16 protein-coding genes are annotated in these 20,155 nt (G+C 69.8%); 10 read left to right on the top strand and 6 right to left on the bottom strand.

Translation table 11 applies throughout. The features are described 5' to 3' along the window. The first annotated feature begins 1 nt into the window (after position 1). Entirely contained in the window at positions 2–1,336 is a 1,335-nt protein-coding gene (locus MFF21_RS06615) for an FMN-binding glutamate synthase family protein (RefSeq protein WP_238310453.1), read from the top strand. A gap of 88 nt (positions 1,337–1,424) precedes the next feature. Beyond that, positions 1,425–2,723, top strand: coding sequence for a type III glutamate--ammonia ligase (gene glnT, locus MFF21_RS06620; RefSeq protein WP_238310454.1), 1,299 nt, complete (start codon positions 1,425–1,427; stop codon positions 2,721–2,723). Between the two features lie 173 nt (positions 2,724–2,896). Here glnT and gltA read toward each other — a convergent pair whose 3' ends face one another. Both gltA and gltX read right to left on the bottom strand, forming a co-directional pair. Then, entirely contained in the window at positions 2,897–4,189 is a 1,293-nt protein-coding gene (gltA, locus tag MFF21_RS06625) for a citrate synthase (RefSeq protein ID WP_238310456.1), read from the bottom strand. Between the two features lie 314 nt (positions 4,190–4,503). Further along, on the bottom strand, positions 4,504–5,931 hold the full coding sequence (gene gltX / locus MFF21_RS06630; protein ID WP_238310459.1) for a glutamate--tRNA ligase: 1,428 nt from the start codon (positions 5,929–5,931) through the stop codon (positions 4,504–4,506). A gap of 171 nt (positions 5,932–6,102) precedes the next feature. Between gltX and MFF21_RS06635 the strand changes: the two genes are divergently transcribed. Beyond that, positions 6,103–8,367, top strand: coding sequence for a ComEC/Rec2 family competence protein (locus tag MFF21_RS06635; RefSeq protein WP_238310461.1), 2,265 nt, complete (start codon positions 6,103–6,105; stop codon positions 8,365–8,367). On the opposite strand, the gene lexA is transcribed toward MFF21_RS06635, so the two are convergent. After that, on the bottom strand, positions 8,361–9,095 hold the full coding sequence (gene lexA, locus MFF21_RS06640; RefSeq protein ID WP_238310463.1) for a transcriptional repressor LexA: 735 nt from the start codon (positions 9,093–9,095) through the stop codon (positions 8,361–8,363). The two genes, MFF21_RS06635 and lexA, sit on opposite strands and share 7 nt — an antisense overlap. Positions 9,096–9,402: 307 nt before the next feature. Here lexA and MFF21_RS06645 point away from each other — a divergent pair, with 307 nt between their 5' ends. The 4 genes from MFF21_RS06645 to MFF21_RS06660 all read left to right on the top strand — a co-directional run bounded on the left by MFF21_RS06645 (position 9,403) and on the right by MFF21_RS06660 (position 12,350). Further along, entirely contained in the window at positions 9,403–10,140 is a 738-nt protein-coding gene (locus MFF21_RS06645; RefSeq protein ID WP_238310523.1) for a CoA transferase subunit A, read from the top strand. Positions 10,141–10,160: 20 nt separating this feature from the next. Next, a complete protein-coding gene (locus MFF21_RS06650; protein ID WP_238310464.1) occupies positions 10,161–10,820 on the top strand; it encodes a 3-oxoacid CoA-transferase subunit B in 660 nt (219 codons plus the stop codon). A 160-nt stretch (positions 10,821–10,980) separates the two neighbouring features. Continuing rightward, on the top strand, positions 10,981–11,400 hold the full coding sequence (locus tag MFF21_RS06655; protein WP_238310465.1) for a hypothetical protein: 420 nt from the start codon (positions 10,981–10,983) through the stop codon (positions 11,398–11,400). A gap of 26 nt (positions 11,401–11,426) precedes the next feature. Further along, the gene (locus MFF21_RS06660; RefSeq protein WP_238310466.1) at positions 11,427–12,350 is read left to right on the top strand and encodes a bestrophin family protein; all 924 of its coding nucleotides are present in this window, start codon (positions 11,427–11,429) and stop codon (positions 12,348–12,350) included. 226 nt (positions 12,351–12,576) lie between these two features. On the opposite strand, the gene MFF21_RS06665 is transcribed toward MFF21_RS06660, so the two are convergent. Both MFF21_RS06665 and MFF21_RS06670 read right to left on the bottom strand, forming a co-directional pair. Then, positions 12,577–12,795 carry a hypothetical protein gene (locus tag MFF21_RS06665; protein ID WP_238310467.1) on the bottom strand — a complete coding sequence of 73 codons (219 nt, stop codon included), beginning with the start codon at positions 12,793–12,795 and terminating at the stop codon, positions 12,577–12,579. 639 nt (positions 12,796–13,434) lie between these two features. Continuing rightward, on the bottom strand, positions 13,435–14,337 hold the full coding sequence (locus MFF21_RS06670; RefSeq protein WP_238310468.1) for a helix-turn-helix domain-containing protein: 903 nt from the start codon (positions 14,335–14,337) through the stop codon (positions 13,435–13,437). Between the two features lie 592 nt (positions 14,338–14,929). Here MFF21_RS06670 and MFF21_RS06675 point away from each other — a divergent pair. From MFF21_RS06675 to MFF21_RS06685, 3 genes are all read left to right on the top strand, one after another. Next, on the top strand, positions 14,930–15,151 hold the full coding sequence (locus tag MFF21_RS06675) for a hypothetical protein (RefSeq protein ID WP_238310469.1): 222 nt from the start codon (positions 14,930–14,932) through the stop codon (positions 15,149–15,151). Positions 15,152–15,363: 212 nt separating this feature from the next. Continuing rightward, the gene (locus MFF21_RS06680) at positions 15,364–16,641 is read left to right on the top strand and encodes a beta-barrel domain-containing protein (RefSeq protein WP_238310470.1); all 1,278 of its coding nucleotides are present in this window, start codon (positions 15,364–15,366) and stop codon (positions 16,639–16,641) included. 4 nt (positions 16,642–16,645) lie between these two features. Next, on the top strand, positions 16,646–18,784 hold the full coding sequence (locus MFF21_RS06685; RefSeq protein ID WP_238310471.1) for a peptidase domain-containing ABC transporter: 2,139 nt from the start codon (positions 16,646–16,648) through the stop codon (positions 18,782–18,784). 15 nt (positions 18,785–18,799) lie between these two features. Here MFF21_RS06685 and MFF21_RS06690 read toward each other — a convergent pair whose 3' ends face one another. Further along, a complete protein-coding gene (locus MFF21_RS06690; protein ID WP_238310472.1) occupies positions 18,800–20,155 on the bottom strand; it encodes a GGDEF domain-containing protein in 1,356 nt (451 codons plus the stop codon).

The raw sequence follows: 20,155 nt of genomic DNA on the forward strand, positions 1-20,155 counted from the left end.
GATGGCCGAGCATCCCAAGAGCCCGCGTACCGCGCCGCGCTTCTCGGCGACCTTCACGCCGGAAGTGATGTCGGAGATCCGCCGCGCCGCGGCGACCGGCATCTACGACATCCGGGGCGCCGGCGCGAAGCGCAAGCTGCCCCATTTCGACGACCTCCTGTTCCTCGGCGCCTCGATCAGCCGGTACCCCCTCGAGGGCTACCGCGAGCGCTGCGGCACCGAGGTGGTGCTGGGCTCGCGCTTCGCGAAGAAGCCGATCCAGCTCAAGACGCCGATCACCATCGCCGGCATGAGCTTCGGCTCGCTCTCGGCCAACGCCAAGGAGGCCCTCGGCCGCGGCGCCACGCTCGCCGGCACCTCCACCACCACCGGCGACGGCGGCATGACGCCGGAGGAGCGCGGGCATTCCAAGACGCTGGTCTACCAGTACCTGCCCTCCCGCTACGGCATGAACCCGGACGACCTGCGCAAGGCGGACGCCATCGAGGTGGTGATCGGCCAGGGCGCCAAGCCCGGCGGCGGCGGCATGCTGCTCGGCCAGAAGATCACCGAGCGCGTCGCCGGCATGCGCTGCCTGCCCCCGGGCATCGACCAGCGCTCCGCCTGCCGCCACCCGGACTGGACCGGCCCGGACGATCTCGAGATCAAGATCGGCGAGCTGCGCGAGGTCACGGACTGGGAGAAGCCGATCTACGTCAAGGTCGGCGCCTCGCGGCCCTATTACGACACGGCGCTCGCGGCCAAGGCCGGTGCCGACGTGGTGGTGCTCGACGGCATGCAAGGCGGCACCGCGGCGACGCAGGACGTGTTCATCGAGCATGTCGGCCTGCCCACCCTCGCCGCGATCCGCCCGGCGGTGCAGGCGCTCCAGGATCTGGGGCTGCACCGCAAGGTTCAGCTCGTGGTCTCCGGCGGCATCCGCTCGGGTGCCGACGTCGCCAAGGTGCTGGCGCTCGGCGCTGACGCGGTCGCCATCGGCACCGCGGCCCTGATCGCGCTGGGCGACAACGACCCCCGCTGGGAGGAGGAGTACCAGGCTCTGGGCACCACCGCGGGCGCCTATGACGACTGGCACGAGGGCAAGGACCCGGCCGGCATCACCACGCAGGATCCGGAGCTGATGAAGCGCCTCGATCCCGAGCTGGCCGGCCGTCGCCTCGCCAACTACCTCGCGGTGATGACGCTGGAGGCTCAGACCATCGCCCGCGCCTGCGGCAAGAGCCACCTGCACAACCTCGAACCCGAGGATCTGGTCGCCCTCTCCATCGAGGCGGCGGCGATGGCCCAGGTGCCGCTCGCCGGCACGGGCTGGGTTCCGGGCAAGACCGGAATCTGAGGAGGCACAGGGCCGCTCGCCGGAACGGGGAGCGGCCTTCTTCTTGAATGCGGGCCGGCCTCACGGTCCGCGCTGACGGAGCATGGCGATGCCGCTGGATCTCGAGAACGCCGCCAAGGAGCGCGGCATCAAGTACTTCCTGATCTCCTACACCGACCTGTTCGGCGGCCAGCGGGCGAAGCTGGTGCCGGCGGCGGCGATCAAGGGCATGGCCCGCGACGGCGCGGGCTTCGCCGGATTCGCCACCTGGCTCGACATGAGCCCGGCCGATCCCGACCTCTTCGCCGTGCCGGATCCGGACGGCCTGATCCAGCTGCCCTGGAAGCCGGAAGTGGGCTGGCTGCCCGCCGACCTCTACATGAACGGCAAGCCGGTCGCCCAGGCGCCGCGCAATCTCCTGAAGGCGCAGATCGCCGACGCCGCCCGGGACGGGCTGCAGATGAAGAGCGGCGTGGAATGCGAGTTCTTCCTGATCACGCCCGATGGCAGCGCCCCGGCGGACAACGCCGACAAGCAGATGAAGCCCTGCTACGACCAGTCGGCTCTGATGCGCCGCTACGACGTCATCACCGAGATCTGCGACGCCATGCTGTCGCTGGGCTGGAAGCCCTACCAGAACGACCATGAGGACGCGAACGGCCAGTTCGAGATGAACTGGGACTACGACGACGCGCTGATCACCGCCGACCGGCACGCCTTCTTCAAGTACATGACCCGCTCGATCGCCGAGAAGCACGGCCTGCGGGCGACCTTCATGCCCAAGCCCTTCATGAACCTGACCGGCTCGGGCTGCCACGCCCACGTCTCGCTCTGGCGCGACGGGCGCAACATCTTCGCCGATGCCTCCGACGAGATCGGCCTGTCGCGGGAGGGCTATCACTTCATCGGCGGCCTGATCCACTCGGCCGACGCGCTGGCGGCGATCACCAACCCGACAGTGAATTCCTACAAGCGCATCAACGCGCCGCGCACCACCTCCGGCGCGACCTGGGCGCCCAACACCGTGACCTACACGGGCAACAACCGCACCCACATGATCCGCATCCCGGATGGCGGGCGCTTCGAGTTCCGCCTCGCCGACGGCGCGGCCAACCCCTACCTGCTCCAGGCGGGCCTGCTCGCCGCCGGCCTCGACGGCATCCGCCAGAAGCGCGATCCCGGCCAGCGCCTCGACATCAACATGTACACCCACGGCCACACCGTGGAGGGCGTGAAGCGGCTGCCGCTGAACATGCTCGACGCGATGCGGGCCCTGGAGGGAAGCGCGGTGCTGAACGAGGCGCTGGGCGCCTTCGTCCCGAGCTATCTCAAGCTCAAGACCGAAGAGTGGAACGCCTATTGCCGCCACCTGACCGAGTGGGAGCGCGAGACCACCCTCGACTGCTGAGGGGCCGCCCCGCGACCGCGGTTTCGCCAAGACGAAAGGGCCGGCGCCAGGCGCCGGCCCTTTTGTTGTGCGTGCGGAGGATCTCTGGAGATCAGACGATACGATCGGGCCGAAAGGCCGCCCCGTGTCCCGATCCCAGCCGAGGCGGACACCGCCTCGGCTGGGGAAAGGCCTCAGCCCCGGCTGCTGATCGGCACGTACTGGCGCTCGTCCGGGCCGATATAGAGCTGGCGCGGACGACCGATCTTCTGGGACGGATCCTCGATCATCTCCGCCCACTGGGCGATCCAGCCGACGGTACGGGCCACGGCGAAGAGCACCGTGAACATCGAGGTCGGGAAGCCCAGCGCCTTGAGGGTGATACCCGAGTAGAAGTCGATGTTCGGGTAGAGCTTCTTCTCGACGAAGTAGTCGTCCTTGAGGGCGATCTGCTCGAGCTGCAGGGCCACCTCGAGCAGGGGATCGTCCTTCATCCCGAGCTCGTTCAGCACCTCGTGGGTGGTCTTCTGCATGATGCGCGCGCGCGGGTCGTAGTTCTTGTAGACCCGGTGGCCGAAGCCCATCAGGCGGAAGGGATCGTTCTTGTCCTTCGCCTTGTCGACGTATTTGCGCACGTTCTCGGGCCGGCCGATCTCCTCCAGCATCTTCAGCGCCGCCTCGTTGGCGCCGCCATGGGCCGGGCCCCACAGGCAGGCGATGCCGGCCGCGATGCAGGCGAAGGGATTGGCCCCCGAGGACCCGGCCAGACGCACGGTCGAGGTCGAGGCGTTCTGCTCGTGGTCGGCGTGCAGGATGAAGATCCGGTCGAGCGCCCGCGAGTAGATCGGGTTGACCTCGAACTCCTCGCACGGCACCGCGAAGCACATCCGCAGGAAGTTCGAGGTGTAGTCGAGATCGTTCTTTGGATACACGAAGGGCTGGCCGATCGTGTACTTGTAGGCCATCGCCGCCAGGGTCGGCATCTTGGCGATCATGCGCAGGGACGCGATCATCCGCTGCGACTCGTCCGAGATGTCCGTCGAGTCGTGGTAGAAGGCCGAGAGCGCGCCGACGCAGGCCACCATCACCGCCATCGGGTGGGCGTCACGGCGGAAGCCCTGGAAGAAGCGGTTCATCTGGTCGTGCACCATGGTGTGGCGCGTGACCCGGTAGTCGAAATCCGCCTTCTGCGCGGCGGTCGGCAGTTCGCCGAACAGCATCAGGTAGCAGGTCTCGAGGAAGTCGCCCTGCTCGGCGAGCTGCTCGATGGGATAGCCGCGATAGAGCAGGACGCCCTTGTCGCCATCGATATAGGTGATCTTCGATTCGCAGGAGGCGGTGGAGGTGAAGCCCGGATCGAAGGTGAACTTGCCGGTCTTGGCGTAGAGCTTCCCGATGTCGATGACGTCGGGACCGATCGTTCCGGATTTGACGGGCAATTCGACGTGGTTGTCGTCCACGGTGATGGTGCTGGCGGAAGCGCTCATGGGAACGCGGACCCTTTCTCGCGACGGGGACAGCACCGGACCGAAACCCGCCGAAGACCGGCCCGGTCCGAAGCGAAAACCGCCTTTGCTGCGGTTGCTCACTGGGGAACCGGTTAACGGATCGATCGGTCGCCAGCAACGGGGCGGCACTCCCACCCGCTTCGCGCATGCGAAAAGCGGGCCGGGATGAAACCCCTTTTTTCAACCCCTGCTTAGGGCGCTCTCGGCCGGAGCGGACACCGGTTCGGCGTGAGAGAGCGCGTCACGACAAAGGCTTGGAGCCGCGCCCGATGGCAACGCAATCGGAAGCGGCTCTAGGCGGCCGCGGCCTGATCGCGCAGCCGCGCCAAGCTCTCCTCGCGGCCGAGCACGGCCATCACGTCGAAGAGCGGCGGGGAGGTGGAACGGCCCGTGGTCGCCGCCCGCAGGGGTTGAGCCACCTGGCCGAGTTTGAGGCCCTGCGTCTCGGCGAACTGCCGCACGGCGGCCTCGGTGGCGGCCGCGCTCCAGTCCGGCAACGCCTCCAGCGCCGGCAGAATCGCCGAGAGCCGCTGCGGCGCCTCGCCCGAAAGGAGATTGCGCGCCTTGTCGTCCAGGGCGAGGGGGCGCTGGGCGTAGAGATAATAGGCGCTGTCGAGGAGCTCCACGAGGGTCTTGGCGCGCTCCTTCAGGCCCGGCATCGCCGCGACGAGCCGCGCCCGCAGTTCCGGCGAGAGCACCGCCGGCAGGCCGCGCGCCGGGCCGAGGCTCGGCAGGATCCGCTCGATCGCGGCGACGAGGTCCTCGTCGCTGCTGCCGCGAATATAGAGGCCGTTGAGGTTCTCGAGCTTGGCGAAGTCGAAGCGCGCCGCGGACCGGCCGATCGCCTTCAGGTCGAAGGCCGCGACCATCTCCTCGGTGGAGAACACCTCCTGGTCGCCGTGGCTCCAGCCCAGCCGCACGAGGTAGTTGCGCAGGGCGCTCGGCAGGTAGCCGAGATCGCGATAGGCCTCGACGCCGAGCGCCCCGTGGCGCTTCGACAGCTTGGCCCCGTCCGGCCCGTGGATGAGCGGGATATGGGCCATGGCCGGCACGTCCCAGCCCAGCGCCTGATAGATCTGGCTCTGGCGGGCGGCGTTGGTGAGGTGGTCGTCGCCGCGGATGATCTGCGTCACCCCCATGTCGTGGTCGTCGACGACGACCGCGAGCATGTAGGTCGGGCTGCCGTCCGAGCGCAGCAGCACGAGATCGTCGAGATCCTTGTTCTGCCAGACCACCCGGCCCTGCACCGCATCCTCCACCGCGGTCTCGCCCTCGGTCGGGGCGCGCAGGCGGATCACCGGCTTCACGCCGGCCGGCGCCTCGGAGGGATCGCGGTCGCGCCAGCGCCCGTCATAGCGCAGGGGCCGGCCCTCGGCCCGGGCGGCCTCGCGCATCTGCGTCAGCTCCTCGGGGGTGGCGTAGCAGTAATAGGCGTTGCCCGAGGCGAGCAGGCTCTCGGCCACCTCCCGGTGCCGGGCGGCGCGGGCGAACTGGTAGACCACCTCCCCGTCCCATTCGAGGCCGAGCCAGGACAACCCGTCGAGGATCGCGTCGATCGCCCCCTGCGTGGAGCGCTCCCGGTCGGTGTCCTCGATCCGCAGCAGCATGCGGCCGCCGAAGCGGCGGGCATAGAGCCAGTTGAACAAGGCCGTGCGCGCCCCGCCGATATGGAGGTAGCCCGTGGGCGAAGGCGCGAAGCGCGTGACGACGGCAGACGACATCGGTTCTTGAACTTGAAGGCCTAGAGGTGACGACTTCGGGCGCGCGGACGAGCCGGTGACGCGTCTGAGCTGGGGAGGGCTGGCCCAGCCGGCGCTCCACCCGAGCGGGCCGTGTAGCATGCATGATCCGATGCGTTAAGGAATCCCGGCGGCATCGGCCGCGTCGGGGCCATGCGCGCCATGGGGCGGCACGGATCAGGATGGGCGGAGGACAGGCGCGCGGCCATCGCCGCGATCCGCCTGCCCCCGCTCGCCGCCGCCGGCCCGGCGGTTCTGGCGGCCCTCGGGCAGAGCCTCGCGGAGGAGAGCGAGCGGCGGCGCCTGTTTCCCTGGATCGCCGTCGCGTTCGGGGCGGGCATCCTGGCCTGCTTCGAGATGACGGACGGGCTGCCGAACCTCGCCGCACCGCTCGTCGTCGCCGCCCTGCTCGCGGCGAGCCTGTTCGGCCTGCGGGCCCGCCCTGTGGCGACGGCCGTGGTGATCGGCCTGGCCGCCGCCTTCCTCGGCTTCGCCGCCGCGACCTACCGGATCCAGTCGGTGGCGGGACCGATCCTCGCCCGGACGACGATCGCGCCCCTCACCGGCGTGATCGAATCGATCGAGGAGCGGGAGGAAGGCGCCCGCCTCGTCCTCCTGGTCGAGAGCTTCGGCACGCTGGCCGCCTCCGAGCGGCCGACCCGGATCCGCGCCTCCTACCGCAAGGCGCCGCCCCTGACCGCCGGCGACCGGATCACGGCGACGGCGCGGCTGCTGCCGCCGCCGGAAGCGGCCCTGCCCGGCGGCTACGACTTCGCGCGGGACGCCTATTTCCGCGGGATCGGCGCGGTCGGCTCGCTGACGGGGCGCATCGCCGTGCTGCCGCCCGCAGCCCCCCTCCCCGGGAACCTGCGCCTCGCCGCGGGGATCGACACGGCCCGCAACGCGCTCACCCGCCGCATCACGGAGTCCATCGGCGGGCAGGCCGGCGCGGTCGCCGCCGCCCTGGTCACGGGCAAGCGCGGCCTGATCGACGCCCGGACCAGCGACGTGCTGCGCGCGGCGGGCATCTATCACGTCATCTCCATCTCCGGGTTGCACATGGTGCTCGCGGCCGGGGTGGTGTTCTTTCTGGTGCGCGCGTCGCTCGCGGCCATCCCGGTCCTGGCGCTCGGCTGGCCGATCAAGAAGATCGCCGCCGCCTGCGCCATGGCCGGCGTCACGGCCTATTGCGCCTTCTCGGGCTGGGACGTCGCCGCCGAGCGCTCCCTGGTGATGACGCTGGTGATGCTGGGGGCGATCCTGGTGGACCGGCCGGCGCTCAGCATGCGCAATCTGGCGCTCGCGGCCCTGATCGCCCTCGCCCGCGAACCCGAGGCCCTGCTCGGGCCGAGCTTCCAGATGTCCTTCGGCGCGGTGGCCGGGCTGATCGCCTGCGCGCCGCTGCTCGACCGCGTCTTTCCCCGGGCGCGGGAGGGCGGGCGCTGGCTGCGGCTCGCGGCCTCCGCGGCCACGGCCACCCTCGGCACGCTCGCCACCACCCTGGTGGCGCAGATCGCCACGGCCCCCTTCGCCACCTATCACTTCCAGACGGTGCAGCCCTTCGGCCTCGTCGGCAATGCCCTGACGCTGCCCCTGGTCTCGCTGGTGGTGATGCCCTCCGCCGTCCTCGGGATGCTGGCCACGCCCTTCGCCCTCGACCGGCCGGTCTGGTGGCTGATGGGCCTCGCGGTGAAGGGCATGCTCGCGATCGCGACCTGGATCGCGGGCTTCGACGCCGCGACCCTGGTTCTGCCCGCCTTCGGCACCGGCGCCCTCGCGGCGCTGACGCTCGCCCTGCTGCTGCTGGTGCTGCCCGGCGCGCGCCTGCGCTGGCTGGCGCTGCTCCCGGTCGGGGCGGGCCTCTGCCTCGCCGCGGGGCGGGAGCGGCCCGACATCCTGATCGACCGCCACGGCGCCGGCGCCGCCGTGCGCGGGAGCGACGGCCGCCTCGTCGCGCTGGGAAAGCCGTCCGCCTTCGTGCTCGAACAATGGCTGAAGGCGGATGGCGACGGCCGCCGCGCCGAGGCCCTGGCGGACCGGGCCGGCGCCCGCTGCGACCCGCTCGGCTGCACCCTTGCGGCCCAGGGCGGCCTCGTCGTCGCCTATGTCTCGGACAAGCGCGCCTTCCGCGAGGATTGCGCCCGCGCCGACATCGTCATCAGCGGGCGCAGCGCACCGCCGACCTGCGCCGCGCGCCTCGTGGTCGACCGGGGGACGCTCGAACGGCTCGGCGCCGTCGCGATCGACCTCAAGGGCGGCGCACCGGCCCTGACCGGCACGCGCGAGCAGGGCCGCAGCGCCCCCTGGCGCCCGCCCCCCAGGGAGGCGGCCGTTCCGGCAGCGTCTCCCGCCGCGAAACCCGAGGCGGAGGACGGCGCCGAAGAGGCGCCGCCCGCCCCGGAGGAGCGGCTTCAGTAGCGGCGCACGAGGCTGACGAGGCGGCCCTGGATGCGCACCCGGTCCGGGCCGAGCACCCGCGTCTCGTAGGCCGGGTTCGCCGCCTCCAGCGCGATCGAGGAGCCGCGCTTGCGCAGGCGCTTCAGCGTCGCCTCCTCGTCGTCGATCAGCGCCACGATGATGTCGCCGGTATTGGCCGTGTCCTGCTTGCGGATCACCACGAAGTCGCCGTCGAGGATGCCGGCCTCGATCATCGAGTCGCCGCGCACTTCGAGGGCGTAATGCTCGCCCCCCGAGAGGAAGTCCGGCGACATCACGAAGGAATGGCTCGGGTTCTGGATCGCGGTGATCGGCGTGCCGGCGGCAATCCGGCCCATCACGGGGATCGAGACCATGCGGTCGTCGATCTCGGTGCTGACCGCCGCGGGCGGGCGGGCCGGGGGCTGCTTGGCGCGGCCGCCCTCGACCACGCTGGGGGTGAAGCGCCGCACCTCGGCGGGCGGGCCCGAACGCTCCGGCGGCCGGCCGCCCGCAACCTCGGGCACCCGCAGGATCTCGATGGCGCGGGCGCGGTTCGGCAGCCGGCGCAGGAAGCCCCGCTCCTCCAGCGCCGTGATCAGGCGGTGGATGCCGGATTTCGACTTGAGATCGAGGGCATCCTTCATCTCGTCGAACGAGGGCGGCACGCCGCTCTCGCTCATCCTGGCCTGGATGAACTGGAGCAATTCCAGCTGCTTGCGCGTGAGCATGCGCGACCCTTCACGAAGCCGGGGCGCGGATCCCGCGCACCTCGGAAACAAAACGCGAACACGTTAAACGTTCCGCAAGTGTTCCGCAAGCAGCGGGCTTCCCCCGACCGCCTTCGACATGAAAGATTCTGCCCGGATCGCCCCGCGCGGCAGGAGCACGACGTCGCGCGCCGTTACATCCCGCCCGCGACGACGCGGAGTCGGGTTTGACGCCGCCGCTTGTTGCGGTGCAAATCGCCATGGGCAGAATAGTGCGCCCCCCGGGCGAATCGATGCCGGCGGAAGGCGACTCTCAAAGGGTGGAATGATGCGGAAGGTGCAACCAGATGCCGCGACCGCGCTGAGCGGCCTCCTGCATGACGGCATGACCATCATGGCCGGCGGCTTCGGGCTCTGCGGCATCCCCGACGAGCTGATCGCCGCGATCCAGGAATCCGGCGTCAAGGACCTCACTGTCGTCTCGAACAATGCCGGCATCGACAATGTCGGCCTCGGCAAGCTGCTCGCCACCCGCCAGATCAAGAAGATGATCTCGTCCTATGTCGGCGAGAACAAGGAATTCGCCCGCCAGTATCTCGGCGGCGAGCTCGAGATCGAGTTCAACCCCCAGGGCACGCTCGCCGAGCGCATCCGCGCCGGAGGCGCCGGCATCCCGGCCTTCTACACCAAGACCGGCGTCGGCACCCTGGTGGCCGAGGGCAAGGACGTGCGCACGTTCGACGGCGAGGAATACGTGATGGAGCGCGGGCTCTTCGCGGATCTCGCCATCGTGCATGCCTGGAAGGGCGATACCGAAGGCAACCTCGTCTACCGGAAGACCGCGCGCAACTTCAATCCGATGATGGCGACCGCCGCCAAGGTGACGGTGGCGCAGGTCGAGCACCTGGTCGAGGCCGGCGAGATCGACGGGGACCACATCCACACGCCGGGCATCTTCATCAAGCGCATCCTGCACGTGCCGATCCGCGAGAAGCAGATCGAGCAGCGCACCGTGCGCAAGCGCAAGGATGCCGAGCCGGCCGCGGCCGGTGGCGGCCAGATCTGATCGAGGGAGAGGAGAGTATCATGGCCTGGACCCGCGATCAGATGGCCGAGCGCGCCGCCAAGGAGCTGAGGGACGGTTACTACGTCAATCTCGGCATCGGCATCCCGACGCTCGTCTCGAACTACATCCCCGAGGGCATGACCGTGCAGCTCCAGTCGGAGAACGGGATGCTCGGCATGGGCCCCTTCCCCTACGAGGGCGAGGAGGACCCGGATCTCATCAACGCCGGCAAGCAGACCATCACGGCGCTGCCGACCACGAGCTATTTCTCCTCCGCCGATTCCTTCGGGATGATCCGCGGCGGCCACATCAACCTGTCCATCCTCGGCGCCATGCAGGTCGCCCAGAACGGCGACCTCGCCAACTGGATGATCCCGGGCAAGATGGTGAAGGGCATGGGCGGCGCCATGGATCTCGTGGCCGGCGTCAAGAAGGTCGTGGTGGTGATGGAGCATGTCGCCAAGAACAAGGACGGCTCGGAGAGCCCGAAGCTCCTGAAGAGCTGCGACCTGCCGCTCACCGGCACGCAGGTGGTCGACATGGTCATCACCGATCTCGGCGTCTTCACCATCGACAAGAAGGGCGATGGCGGCATGACCCTGGTCGAGCTCGCCGAGGGCGTCACCGAGGACGAGGTCCGCGCGAAGACCGAGGCCGCGTTCACGACGGCCCTGCGCTGAGGCGCCTCCCGGCAGGCGCCCCGTTTCGGGACGCCCGCCGGCCCGCAGCCCTTGCCATGGCTAAGCGGGCATTAAGCCGACTCGTCGAAAAGTCGCGATCGGAGATTCGGGCGCCATCGGTGCCCGGCTCCGATCAGCGGACGAGACGAGAGTGTTGCGTATGCGTAGCGTTTCGACGGCGGACAACGTCATTCCCTTCCGTCGCCCGGCCGGCAAGCCGAACACGAGCTTCCAGGGCGGTTCCGCGGCCTTCGCGTTCCAGCCGAGCCCGGCCCATGTCCGGGCGCGCGCCGAGCAGCGCAGCCTGATGGAGGCGGTCTACGCCTCCGGCGGCCTGACCCTCGCCGCCGAGGACCGGGACAACAAGCTCCTCGCCTCCCGTCTCCAGGTCTACGGCTTCCTCGTCATCGAGGAGGTCGGGGAGGACGGCAGCCTGCGCCGCCTGCGCCCGTCCGAGGCGGTGCGCGCCCGCCCGGAGCGGCCCTGGCGCCTCTCGAAGGCCGGCTACGGCAGCGACCTCTCCGTCACCATCCCCTCGACGGAAAGCTTCCTCTTCGAGCAGGCCGGCCTCCCGGCCTGACGCGAGGCCCGGAAAGGCCGGAAACCATGGTCGTCCGCCCCCGCCCCGGCCTGTTCGAGATCCTGTTCACCCTGCGCGGGTCGATCCTGCCGGAGGTGGCGCCCAAGGTGATCGGCATCGCGGCGGTGGCCTGCGGCGTGGTGGCGGTCGAGCGGCACTGGCCCCATCCCTTCCCGGAAGCGGCGGGCATCGGCCCCTTCACCCTGATCGGGCTCGCCCTCTCGATCTTCCTGAGCTTCCGCAACAACGCCTGCTACGACCGCTGGTGGGAGGCGCGCCGGGCCTGGGGCCAGCTCATCACCGAGACGCGCAACCTCGCCCGCACCCTGCCGGCCCTGCTCGCGGGCCCGGAGCAGGAGGCGCGGCGGCAGCGCTGCCTGCGCCGCGTCTGCGCCTTCACCCACGCCCTGCATGCCCGCCTGCGCGGCGGGGACGAAGCCGCGGCGGCAGGGCCCTGGCTGCCGCCGGCGGAGGCGGCGCTTCTGCCGGGCCGCCCGAGCCCGGCGGACGCGACCCTCACCGCTCTCATGGCCGATCTCGGCGAGGGCATGCGGGCCGGCGCCCATGGCGAGGTCGGCCTCGGCCTCCTCGAACGCCCGATCGCGGCCCTCGCGCAGGTCCAGGCGATCTGCGAGCGTATCCAGGGCACGCCGCTGCCCTTCGCCTACACCCTGCTGCTCTACCGCACGGCCTGGCTCTACTGCCTGCTCCTGCCCTTCGGCCTGGCGGCGACCCTCGGCTGGGCGACGCCCATCGCCGCGGCCCTCGTGGCCTATACCTTCTTCGGCCTCGACGCCCTCGGCGACCAGCTGGAAGAGCCCTTCGGAACGGACGCCAACGACCTTCCCCTCGACGCCCTGCTGCACGTGGTCGACGCCACGATCCTCGACGCCCTGGGCGAGCCCCTCCCGGCGCCCCCGGCGCGGGCCCATGCCCATATCCTTAACTGAGGTCGCCCCCTGAGGGCGCCGCCCGCCGGTCGGAGCGGGCACGCTCCCGCGACCGGAAGGACCGGCCTTCGGCGCTCACGCGCGCAAGCTCCCACGAAACACCCTGGCCCGTGGCCCTCCGCGGGGGGATCACGGGGCCGCGAACCAGGGGCTTCGTGGGAGCAGACGGCCTCGAGCGGTCTTCAGCGACCGCCCTCGGCCATCGCGAAGGCCCGGAGGGCCAGCCTTACTTGCCGGTCACGCCGCCGAGGACGCCGCCCACGGCACCGAGCACCTTGTCGAGGAGCCCCCCGACCAAGCCGCCGACCTGATCGACCGTCCCGGAAACCGCGCCGAGCTCCTGGCTGAGATCGACCCCGAGCCCGAGGCCGACACCGAGGCCACCCCCGACCTCGTCGAGCTCCGCAGCGTTCAGCTCGCGGACCGTATCGATGTTCTGCGACATAGTTTTTCTCCTAGATGATCAGACTATAGGACAAGACTATCCCATAGCCACAGAGAGAAGCGCTCTAAGAAACGCCTCTGCCCGATAAAGGAGCACGGCCGGCAGAGAGCATCAACCCACGCATTTTCGCGGAAATGCTGCGGCGAACAATTCGGTTGCGGACGATTTATGCCGAGTTATCCTTGGAAATAGCCTCCATCTCCCTCGTAAATTTGCCCTTTCTCGATCCCGCGCCGGCTTGCCACGCTGGGTTGTGGGGAATCTGCCCGCGGCGGGGCGTGGCGGGGGACGCGGGCGCTAAGGCTCTGTTCCCGGGTGAGAAACGAACCGAGGCTGCGGCGGCCTGCCGCAGGCGGGCTCGGGATGACCTGCGCGGCCGCGCCGCACAGCATCGCGCACCCCACAGAGACGACCTTAACCAATTGTATTGCAAAGATTTTTCCGGAAGGCTCCCGGATCGCGCGCCGCCTTCGCCGTCTCGCGGACGCGAAATCGGAAGCGTGACGGAAATGTGGCACCTCTCCCCCGGACGCGTCGTCCGGCCGCCCGATGGCCGCTTCGGCCGGCGCACGGCGCTCCGCGAACCCGAGAGCGGCGGCCGCGGCCGAAGGCGAACCGGGCCGTCTCCCCGGATTCGCCTCAGATCCCCGCATCGAAGGCAGCGCTGACCCGGGCGGCGCGGGCGACCTCCCGCGGGGTCACGCCCAGGACGCGCCGGAAGGTCTTGGCCATCTGGCTGGCATCGGTGAAGCCCGCCTGGCTTGCCACCGCGCGCAGGCTCGGCGCCCCCGCTTCGATCAGATCGCGGGCCCGGTAGACCCGCTCGCGCAGGATGTACTGGTGCGGCGTCAGGCCGAACGAGGCCTTGAAGGCGCGCACGAGGTGGCCGACGCTCATGCCCGCGGCATCCGCGAGTTGCGGCAGGCCGAGGGGCTGCGTGAGATGCGCGCCGATCAGCGCGCGCAATTCCGCCGCCTTGGTCGAGTGCAGCCGGGGCGCCGCCCGCGGGACCGGCGCCGCCCGCTCCGAGAACATCCGGAGCAGGGCGGTGGCGATGCTCTCGACCAGCACCGGACCGCCGGGGCAGCCCGCCTGCAGGTCGGCGGAGACGGCCAGCAGGAGATGCGCCACGGCGGAGCGCGCCTCCGAAGGGAGGAACTGCGTCCGCACCCCGAGCTTCTGCACCGGCTCGTGCGAGAGCCGCTCCACCGCCTCCGGAGCCAGCTTCAGAGTGAGGTTCCGGAACGAGCCTTCCCAGGCCCCGACGACTTCGGAGCCGGGCTCCAGCACCGCGATGTTATCCCCTTGGAAATGATGGCTCTCGCCAGCGCAGGTGAAGGTCTGACGCCCCGGCGAAAGAGAAAGACCGAACTGCACCCCCTGCTGGGTCAGGGCGACGCGGCCGCGGGGGCCGAGCACCACGTCGGTGAAGCCGATGCCGCACCAACCCTGCTCGGCGCTGTTGCCGAGCACGGCATCGACATCCCCATCGAGATCCACCCTGCAACCGTAATCGTTGTAGTGGACCTTCATGGCCGGCATGCTCCCTCCCGCGTGGCCGGCCGCGTCCCAGACCTCGCGAAGCGCGGCCGAAGCAATCGTCTTCAACTTGGTTCCGGCGACGATCTTGTCGATATCGCGCACCGGCGAAAAGCCCCACCCTCGGCCCGACAGAAGATTCGCCGCGTGAGCTCGGCCATTTTCCCGGAGCGAGGAGAATTTGGTTCTTAATCAGCCCCATTCCGTGTGAGGATTTCTCATTTTATGCAAAAGACCACTCGGCCTACGACACTGCGACAATCTGTCAGCACCATCAAAATTTTTCTTGCAATCTCAGTATTTTAGCGAGGCTCCATCGACTTCGACGATCCGCGATCAATTTTCGACCAAACCAGACCGCCAGACACAACCAAGCCGAGAACTTGTCTAGGCGAGCCCGAACACGGCGCTTGCGATCAAAAAACGCCGTTTCGCCACAATCCGGCATCGCGGGCTTCACAAAGGCTAATTTTCACCCTTGCTGACACAATCCACCGATGTACCTTGATCGACAGGAAGCAACTCCAAGCAGCGCTTCCGTATCGTCTAGCGCGAGGCAAGACTAACGCGCCACAATCTTTCAGGAGATACACGCATGACCGAGAAGTTCGACACCATCCGTGAGCTGGACGCGACCGAGCTCGACGCCGTGGGCGGTGGCCTGTCGCTGGGCCTGGGGCTCGATTTGGACCTCAGCAAGGAGCTGGGGGCTGTCTCCGGCGTGGTCGATCAGGTCGGCGGACTTGTGGGCGGGACCCTCGACAAGGTCCTCGGAGCCGTGGGCGGTCTCCTCGGAGGCCTGCTCGGCGGCAAGTAGGCGCCCGCGCTCCCGAACGGCATCGGCCTGGCCGATGCGCGCGGCAGGCCCCCGGCCTGCCGCCTTTCGTTCGTCCGCCGCGATGTCTTCCCGCAGGCCGGACGGGGCGTCGTTCCCTCCCCTTCACCCGCGGGCGCCCTGCGCCTATCAGGGGCACGCCAAGACGCCCGGGGCGCGGCCCGCCGCGCCCTCCACGCCAATCCCGAGGAGCGATGCGGTCATCCCTGTTCCGCCGCGAGGTCGCCGAAGCCCGCAAGGAGGCATGGCTCGGCGAAGCCCAGATCGCGCAGCCGCTGCCGATCCGGCTGGTGACCGGAATCTGCCTCGCCCTCGTCCTCTGCGCGATCCTCTACGCGGCGCTCGGGACCTATACCCGCCGGATCCACGCCCAGGGCCTGCTCACGCCGAATATCGGCCTGATCACGGTGGCGAGCCCCGTCGCCGGCCGGGTGATCAGCTCCGGCGTGAAGGAGGGCGACCGGGTCGAGCGCGGACGCCTGCTCTACACCCTCGATCTCGACGCGGTCTCCTCCAACGGCCCGACGCAGGAGCGCGTCATCGACGAGCTCGGCCGGCAGAAGGAGAGCGTCCTGCGCCAGCGCAACGCGCGGGCCTCCATGGCCGAGACCGAGAAGAAGGCCCTGCAGGAGCAGCTCGCCAATCTCGAAGCGCAGTCGAGCCAGCTCGACGAGCAGATCAAGCTGCAGGAACAGCTCGTCGTCCCCCTCAAGGACCGGGTCGACGTGCTGGCCAAGGCGGTCTCCAACGGCCTCGCCCGGGCCGGCGACCTGCAGAGCCAGAACTACCTCTACATGCAGGCGAGCTCGCAGCTCGCCACCTTCCGCCAGACGGCCCTGCAGCTCGTCGGCAAGATCGGGGACATCCGGGCCAACCTGGCCTCCTTCGACGACAAGCTCACCCGCGACCTCGCCGAGATGGACCGCGCCGCCGCGCAGCTGGAGCAGCAGAAGGCCGAGAGCGAGGCCCGGCGCAGCATCGAGATCCGGGCGCCGGAAGCCGGCATCCTCACCTCGATCCGCGTGCAGGCCGGCCAGGGGGTCGCGGCCGGCGCGACGCTGCTGACGCTGCTGCCGAGCGAGGGCCGCCTCCAGGTGAACCTGTTCGTGGAATCCTCGGCGATCGGCTTCATCGACACCGGCGAGCCGGTGATGCTGCGCTACGCGGCCTTCCCGTTCCAGCGCTTCGGCCTCTACCGGGGCGTCGTCACCGAGGTGACCCGGGCGCCCCTCGATGCCGCCGACGCGCCGGACGACGCCGACACCAAGAAGCGGGCGGCCGACGGCCTCTACCGCATCGTGGTGCGCCCCGACGAGGACGGCGTGATCGCCTATGGCGAGAAGCGCCGGCTCGAAGCGGGCATGCGGGTGGAGGCCGACATCGCGCTGGAGAAGCGCCCCCTCTACCGCTGGCTGTTCGATCCCCTCTACCGGGTGAAGCGCAGCGTCGATCTCGTCACGCAGGGCGGCTGATTTCGTGAGTCTTCTCGATTCCGTGCAGTTCGGTTTCGGCCGGCGGTTGCCGGTCGTCCTCCAGGCGGAGGCGGCCGAATGCGGCATGGCCTGCCTGACCATGGTGCTCGGCCATCACGGCCGCCACGTCGATCTCGGCGCCCTGCGCCGCCGCCACGCCCTGTCCCTCAAGGGCATGACGCTGCGCAACCTGATCGACCTCGCCGGCAGCATGGGCCTCGCCACCCGGGCCCTGCGGGTGGAGCTGTCCGATCTCGGCCGGCTGAAGCGGCCCTGCATCCTGCATTGGGGCCTCAACCATTTCGTGGTGCTGGCCGAGGTGCGGCCGAAGGCCATCGTGATCCACGACCCGGCCCGCGGCCGCCGGACGCTGAGCCTCGCCGAAGCCTCCCGGGAATTCACCGGCGTCGCCCTCGAGGCCACCCCGACCGCGCAGTTCGTCAAGGAGAAGAAGAGCGCGGGCCTGGCCCTGCGCGACCTGTTCCGCAATGTCGGCGGCCTGCGCGGGGCGCTGGCCCAGATCTTCGTGCTTTCCTTCGGGATCGAGCTCGTCGCGATCCTGATGCCGATCGCCTCGCAGATCGTCATCGACGAGGTGATCGTGAACGCCGATCTCGACCTGCTGCTGGTCGTGGCGATCGGCCTCGCCCTGCTGCTCGTGGTGCAGCTCGTGCTCGCCGTGGCGCGGACCTGGGCGATCATGCTCACGGGCACCAAGCTCAACTACCAATGGTCGGGCTCGCTGTTCGACCACCTCTCCCGCCTGCCCCTCGACTATTTCGAGAAGCGGCATGTCGGCGACGTGATCTCCCGCTTCGGGTCCCTCGCCACGATTCAGAAGGGGCTGACCACCGACCTCGTCCAGGCGCTGCTCGACGGCATCATGTCGATCAGCATGCTGGTGATGCTGACCATCTATGGCGGCTGGCTCGCTGTGGTGGTGATCGCCTCCACGGTGCTGACCACGCTGCTGCGGGTCTTCGCCTACTCGGCCTATCGCGAGGGCACCGAGGAATCGATCGTGGCGGAGGCGCGCCAGCAGACGCATTTCATCGAGACCGTGCGCGGCATGGCGAGCGTGAAGCTCCTCGACCTGCGCGAGCGCCGCCGCGGCATCTGGATGAACCATTTCGTGGCCTCGCTGAACGCGCGGCTGCGGCTGCAGCGGCTCGACCTCGTGTTCGGGCGGGCCAACGAGTTCCTGTTCGGGGCCGACCGGCTGATCCTGCTGGTGCTCGGCGCCCGGGCGGTGATCGACCAGTCGATGTCGCTGGGCATGCTGGTCGCCTTCCTGTCCTACCGCGACCAGTTCTCCAGTCGCATCGGCAACCTGATCGATGCGGGCTTCAAGCTGCGCATGCTCAACGTGCAGACCGACCGGCTCTCCGACATCGTGCTGGCCGAGCCGGAGGAGCGCCACGAGGCGGTTCCCGTCGAGCCGGCGAGCCCGGCCATCGCCGGCAGCCCGGCCGGGGCCATCGCCGTGCGCGACCTCGGCCTGCGCTACGGCGCGGACGAGCCCTGGATCTTCCGCAACCTCGCCTTCGCCGTGCCGGCGGGCTCCTGCTTCGCCATCACCGGCCCCTCCGGCTGCGGCAAGACCACCATGATGAAGATCATGATGGGCCTGCTGCCGGCGAGCGAGGGCAGCGTGCTGGTCGACGGGCGCGAGATCCGCAGCCTCGGCACCGCCGCCTATCGCCGCCGCATCGCCGGCGTGATGCAGAATGACGGCCTGTTCGCCGGCTCGATCGCCGAGAACATCTCCTGCTTCGACGAGCGCCCGGACCAGGGCTGGATCGAGGAATGCGCCGCCCGCGCCGCGATCCTGGAGGACATCCGGCGCACGCCGATGGGCTTCGAGACGCTGGTGGGCGACATGGGCTCGACGCTGTCGGGCGGCCAGAAGCAGCGGGTGATCCTGGCCCGCGCCCTCTACCGGCGCCCGGAGATCCTGTTCCTCGACGAGGCGACGAGCCATCTCGACGAGGCGACCGAGGCCGCCATCGCGGCCGCCCTGCGCGAGTTCCGCATGACCCGCGTCATCGTCGCCCACCGCCCGGCCACCATCGCCCATGCCGACCAGGTGATGAGCTTCGGCCAGCCGGCGACGCAGCCCAAGGCGCTCACCGCCGCGCAGTAGCGGGCCTCCCCGGGATCAGGCGGCCTCCCGCGGGAGGCCGTTCGTCTCGACGCGGTTCCGCCCGCTGCGCTTGGCGCGATAGAGGGCCGCGTCGGCCCGGGCGACCAGCCCGTCCGCGGTCTCTCCGGGGCGGAGAGCGGCCACGCCGAAGGAGCAGGTGCGCAGGCCCACCACCGGCAGCTGGGTCGTCTCGATGCGCCGGCGCAGGGTCTCGGCGACCGACGCCGCCTCGGCCAGCCCGGCCCCCGGGCAGACCAGCATGAATTCCTCCCCGCCCCAGCGGCCGACCGTGTCGTCCGGGCGCCGGTCCGCGCGCAGGATGTCGGCGAAGGCCGTCAGCACCGCATCGCCCACCTTGTGGCCGTGCTGGTCGTTGATCGCCTTGAACTGGTCGATGTCGCCCAGGATCACCGCCAGACCGGCGCCCTCCCCCGCCGCCCGGGACACGCCCGCCTCCAGGGCCTCGTCGAGCTTGCGCCGGTTGAACAGGCCGGTCAGCAGATCGGTGGTGGCGAGCACCTCCAGTTCCTGCGTCCGCTCGGCGACCTTGGCCTGCAGCGTCGCATTCATCTCCCGCAGGCTCCGCATCAGCAGCGCGTTGTCGTCGGAGGACTGGCGCAGACGGCGCATCATGGTGTTGAGGGCCTCGACCAGCGCGTGCAGCTCGTGGCGCCCCCCGGCCCGAAGCACGAGGGGACGGGTCTCGGGGCAGGCGCCGTCGAGCCGCGCCACGAAGGCGCCGATCTGCGCGAGCGGGCGGCCGACCATCCCGCGGATCACGGCGGCGAAGATGAACCACAGCATCACCGTCTTGATCAGCGAATTGATCAGGATGACGACCAGGGTGTGGCGCACCTGCTCGATGGCGATGCCGGTGTCGGAGAAGACCGTCCAGGAACCGACGCGGTGGCGCCGCCCGGTCTCGTCCGTATGGATCAGGTCGAAGCTGCGGCTGAAGGGCGTACCGAGACGCGCGAAGGCCCCCTCCGGCGCAATGGCATTCGTCCGGGTGTCGTCTCCGACAAGGCCGATCGTCTCGATCCGGACCCCGTGCTCGTCCCGCACCTCGACGCCGATCACGGCCGGGATCTCGCGGATGCCGCTCAGGATGCCGCGGAGCACTTCGGCGTTGAAGCGCCACATCGCGTCCTCCAGCCCCGGCCCGAAGGTCCGCTGCATCGCCGCGACATCCTCCCGAAGGTGCTCCCGCGCATGGGCGTATTCCAGGGCGAGCTGGATGCCGGTGAGCAGCACCGCCACGAGGAAGTAACAGCCGAAGATCACGCGGATCAGGCGGCCGGCCAGGGCGGTGGGACCGGCGCCGTCCGCCTCCGGCGCAGCGGGCGCCGCGTGTCTGCGCAGAAGCGCCAT

The sequence above is a fragment of the Methylobacterium organophilum genome (assembly GCF_022179465.1).
GTDB lineage: Bacteria > Pseudomonadota > Alphaproteobacteria > Rhizobiales > Beijerinckiaceae > Methylobacterium > Methylobacterium organophilum.

Bases quoted from the DNA above. Each gene is read 5' to 3' on its own strand.
- MFF21_RS06615 (WP_238310453.1), top strand. From the start codon at position 2: ATGGCCGAGCATCCCAAGAGCCCGCGTACCGCGCCGCGCTTCTCGGCG.
- glnT (WP_238310454.1), top strand. From the start codon at position 1,425: ATGCCGCTGGATCTCGAGAACGCCGCCAAGGAGCGCGGCATCAAGTAC.
- gltA (WP_238310456.1), bottom strand. From the start codon at position 4,189: ATGAGCGCTTCCGCCAGCACCATCACCGTGGACGACAACCACGTCGAA.
- gltX (WP_238310459.1), bottom strand. From the start codon at position 5,931: ATGTCGTCTGCCGTCGTCACGCGCTTCGCGCCTTCGCCCACGGGCTAC.
- MFF21_RS06635 (WP_238310461.1), top strand. From the start codon at position 6,103: ATGCGCGCCATGGGGCGGCACGGATCAGGATGGGCGGAGGACAGGCGC.
- lexA (WP_238310463.1), bottom strand. From the start codon at position 9,095: ATGCTCACGCGCAAGCAGCTGGAATTGCTCCAGTTCATCCAGGCCAGG.
- MFF21_RS06645 (WP_238310523.1), top strand. From the start codon at position 9,403: ATGCGGAAGGTGCAACCAGATGCCGCGACCGCGCTGAGCGGCCTCCTG.
- MFF21_RS06650 (WP_238310464.1), top strand. From the start codon at position 10,161: ATGGCCTGGACCCGCGATCAGATGGCCGAGCGCGCCGCCAAGGAGCTG.
- MFF21_RS06655 (WP_238310465.1), top strand. From the start codon at position 10,981: ATGCGTAGCGTTTCGACGGCGGACAACGTCATTCCCTTCCGTCGCCCG.
- MFF21_RS06660 (WP_238310466.1), top strand. From the start codon at position 11,427: ATGGTCGTCCGCCCCCGCCCCGGCCTGTTCGAGATCCTGTTCACCCTG.
- MFF21_RS06665 (WP_238310467.1), bottom strand. From the start codon at position 12,795: ATGTCGCAGAACATCGATACGGTCCGCGAGCTGAACGCTGCGGAGCTC.
- MFF21_RS06670 (WP_238310468.1), bottom strand. From the start codon at position 14,337: ATGCCGGCCATGAAGGTCCACTACAACGATTACGGTTGCAGGGTGGAT.
- MFF21_RS06675 (WP_238310469.1), top strand. From the start codon at position 14,930: ATGACCGAGAAGTTCGACACCATCCGTGAGCTGGACGCGACCGAGCTC.
- MFF21_RS06680 (WP_238310470.1), top strand. From the start codon at position 15,364: ATGCGGTCATCCCTGTTCCGCCGCGAGGTCGCCGAAGCCCGCAAGGAG.
- MFF21_RS06690 (WP_238310472.1), bottom strand. From the start codon at position 20,155: ATGGCGCTTCTGCGCAGACACGCGGCGCCCGCTGCGCCGGAGGCGGAC.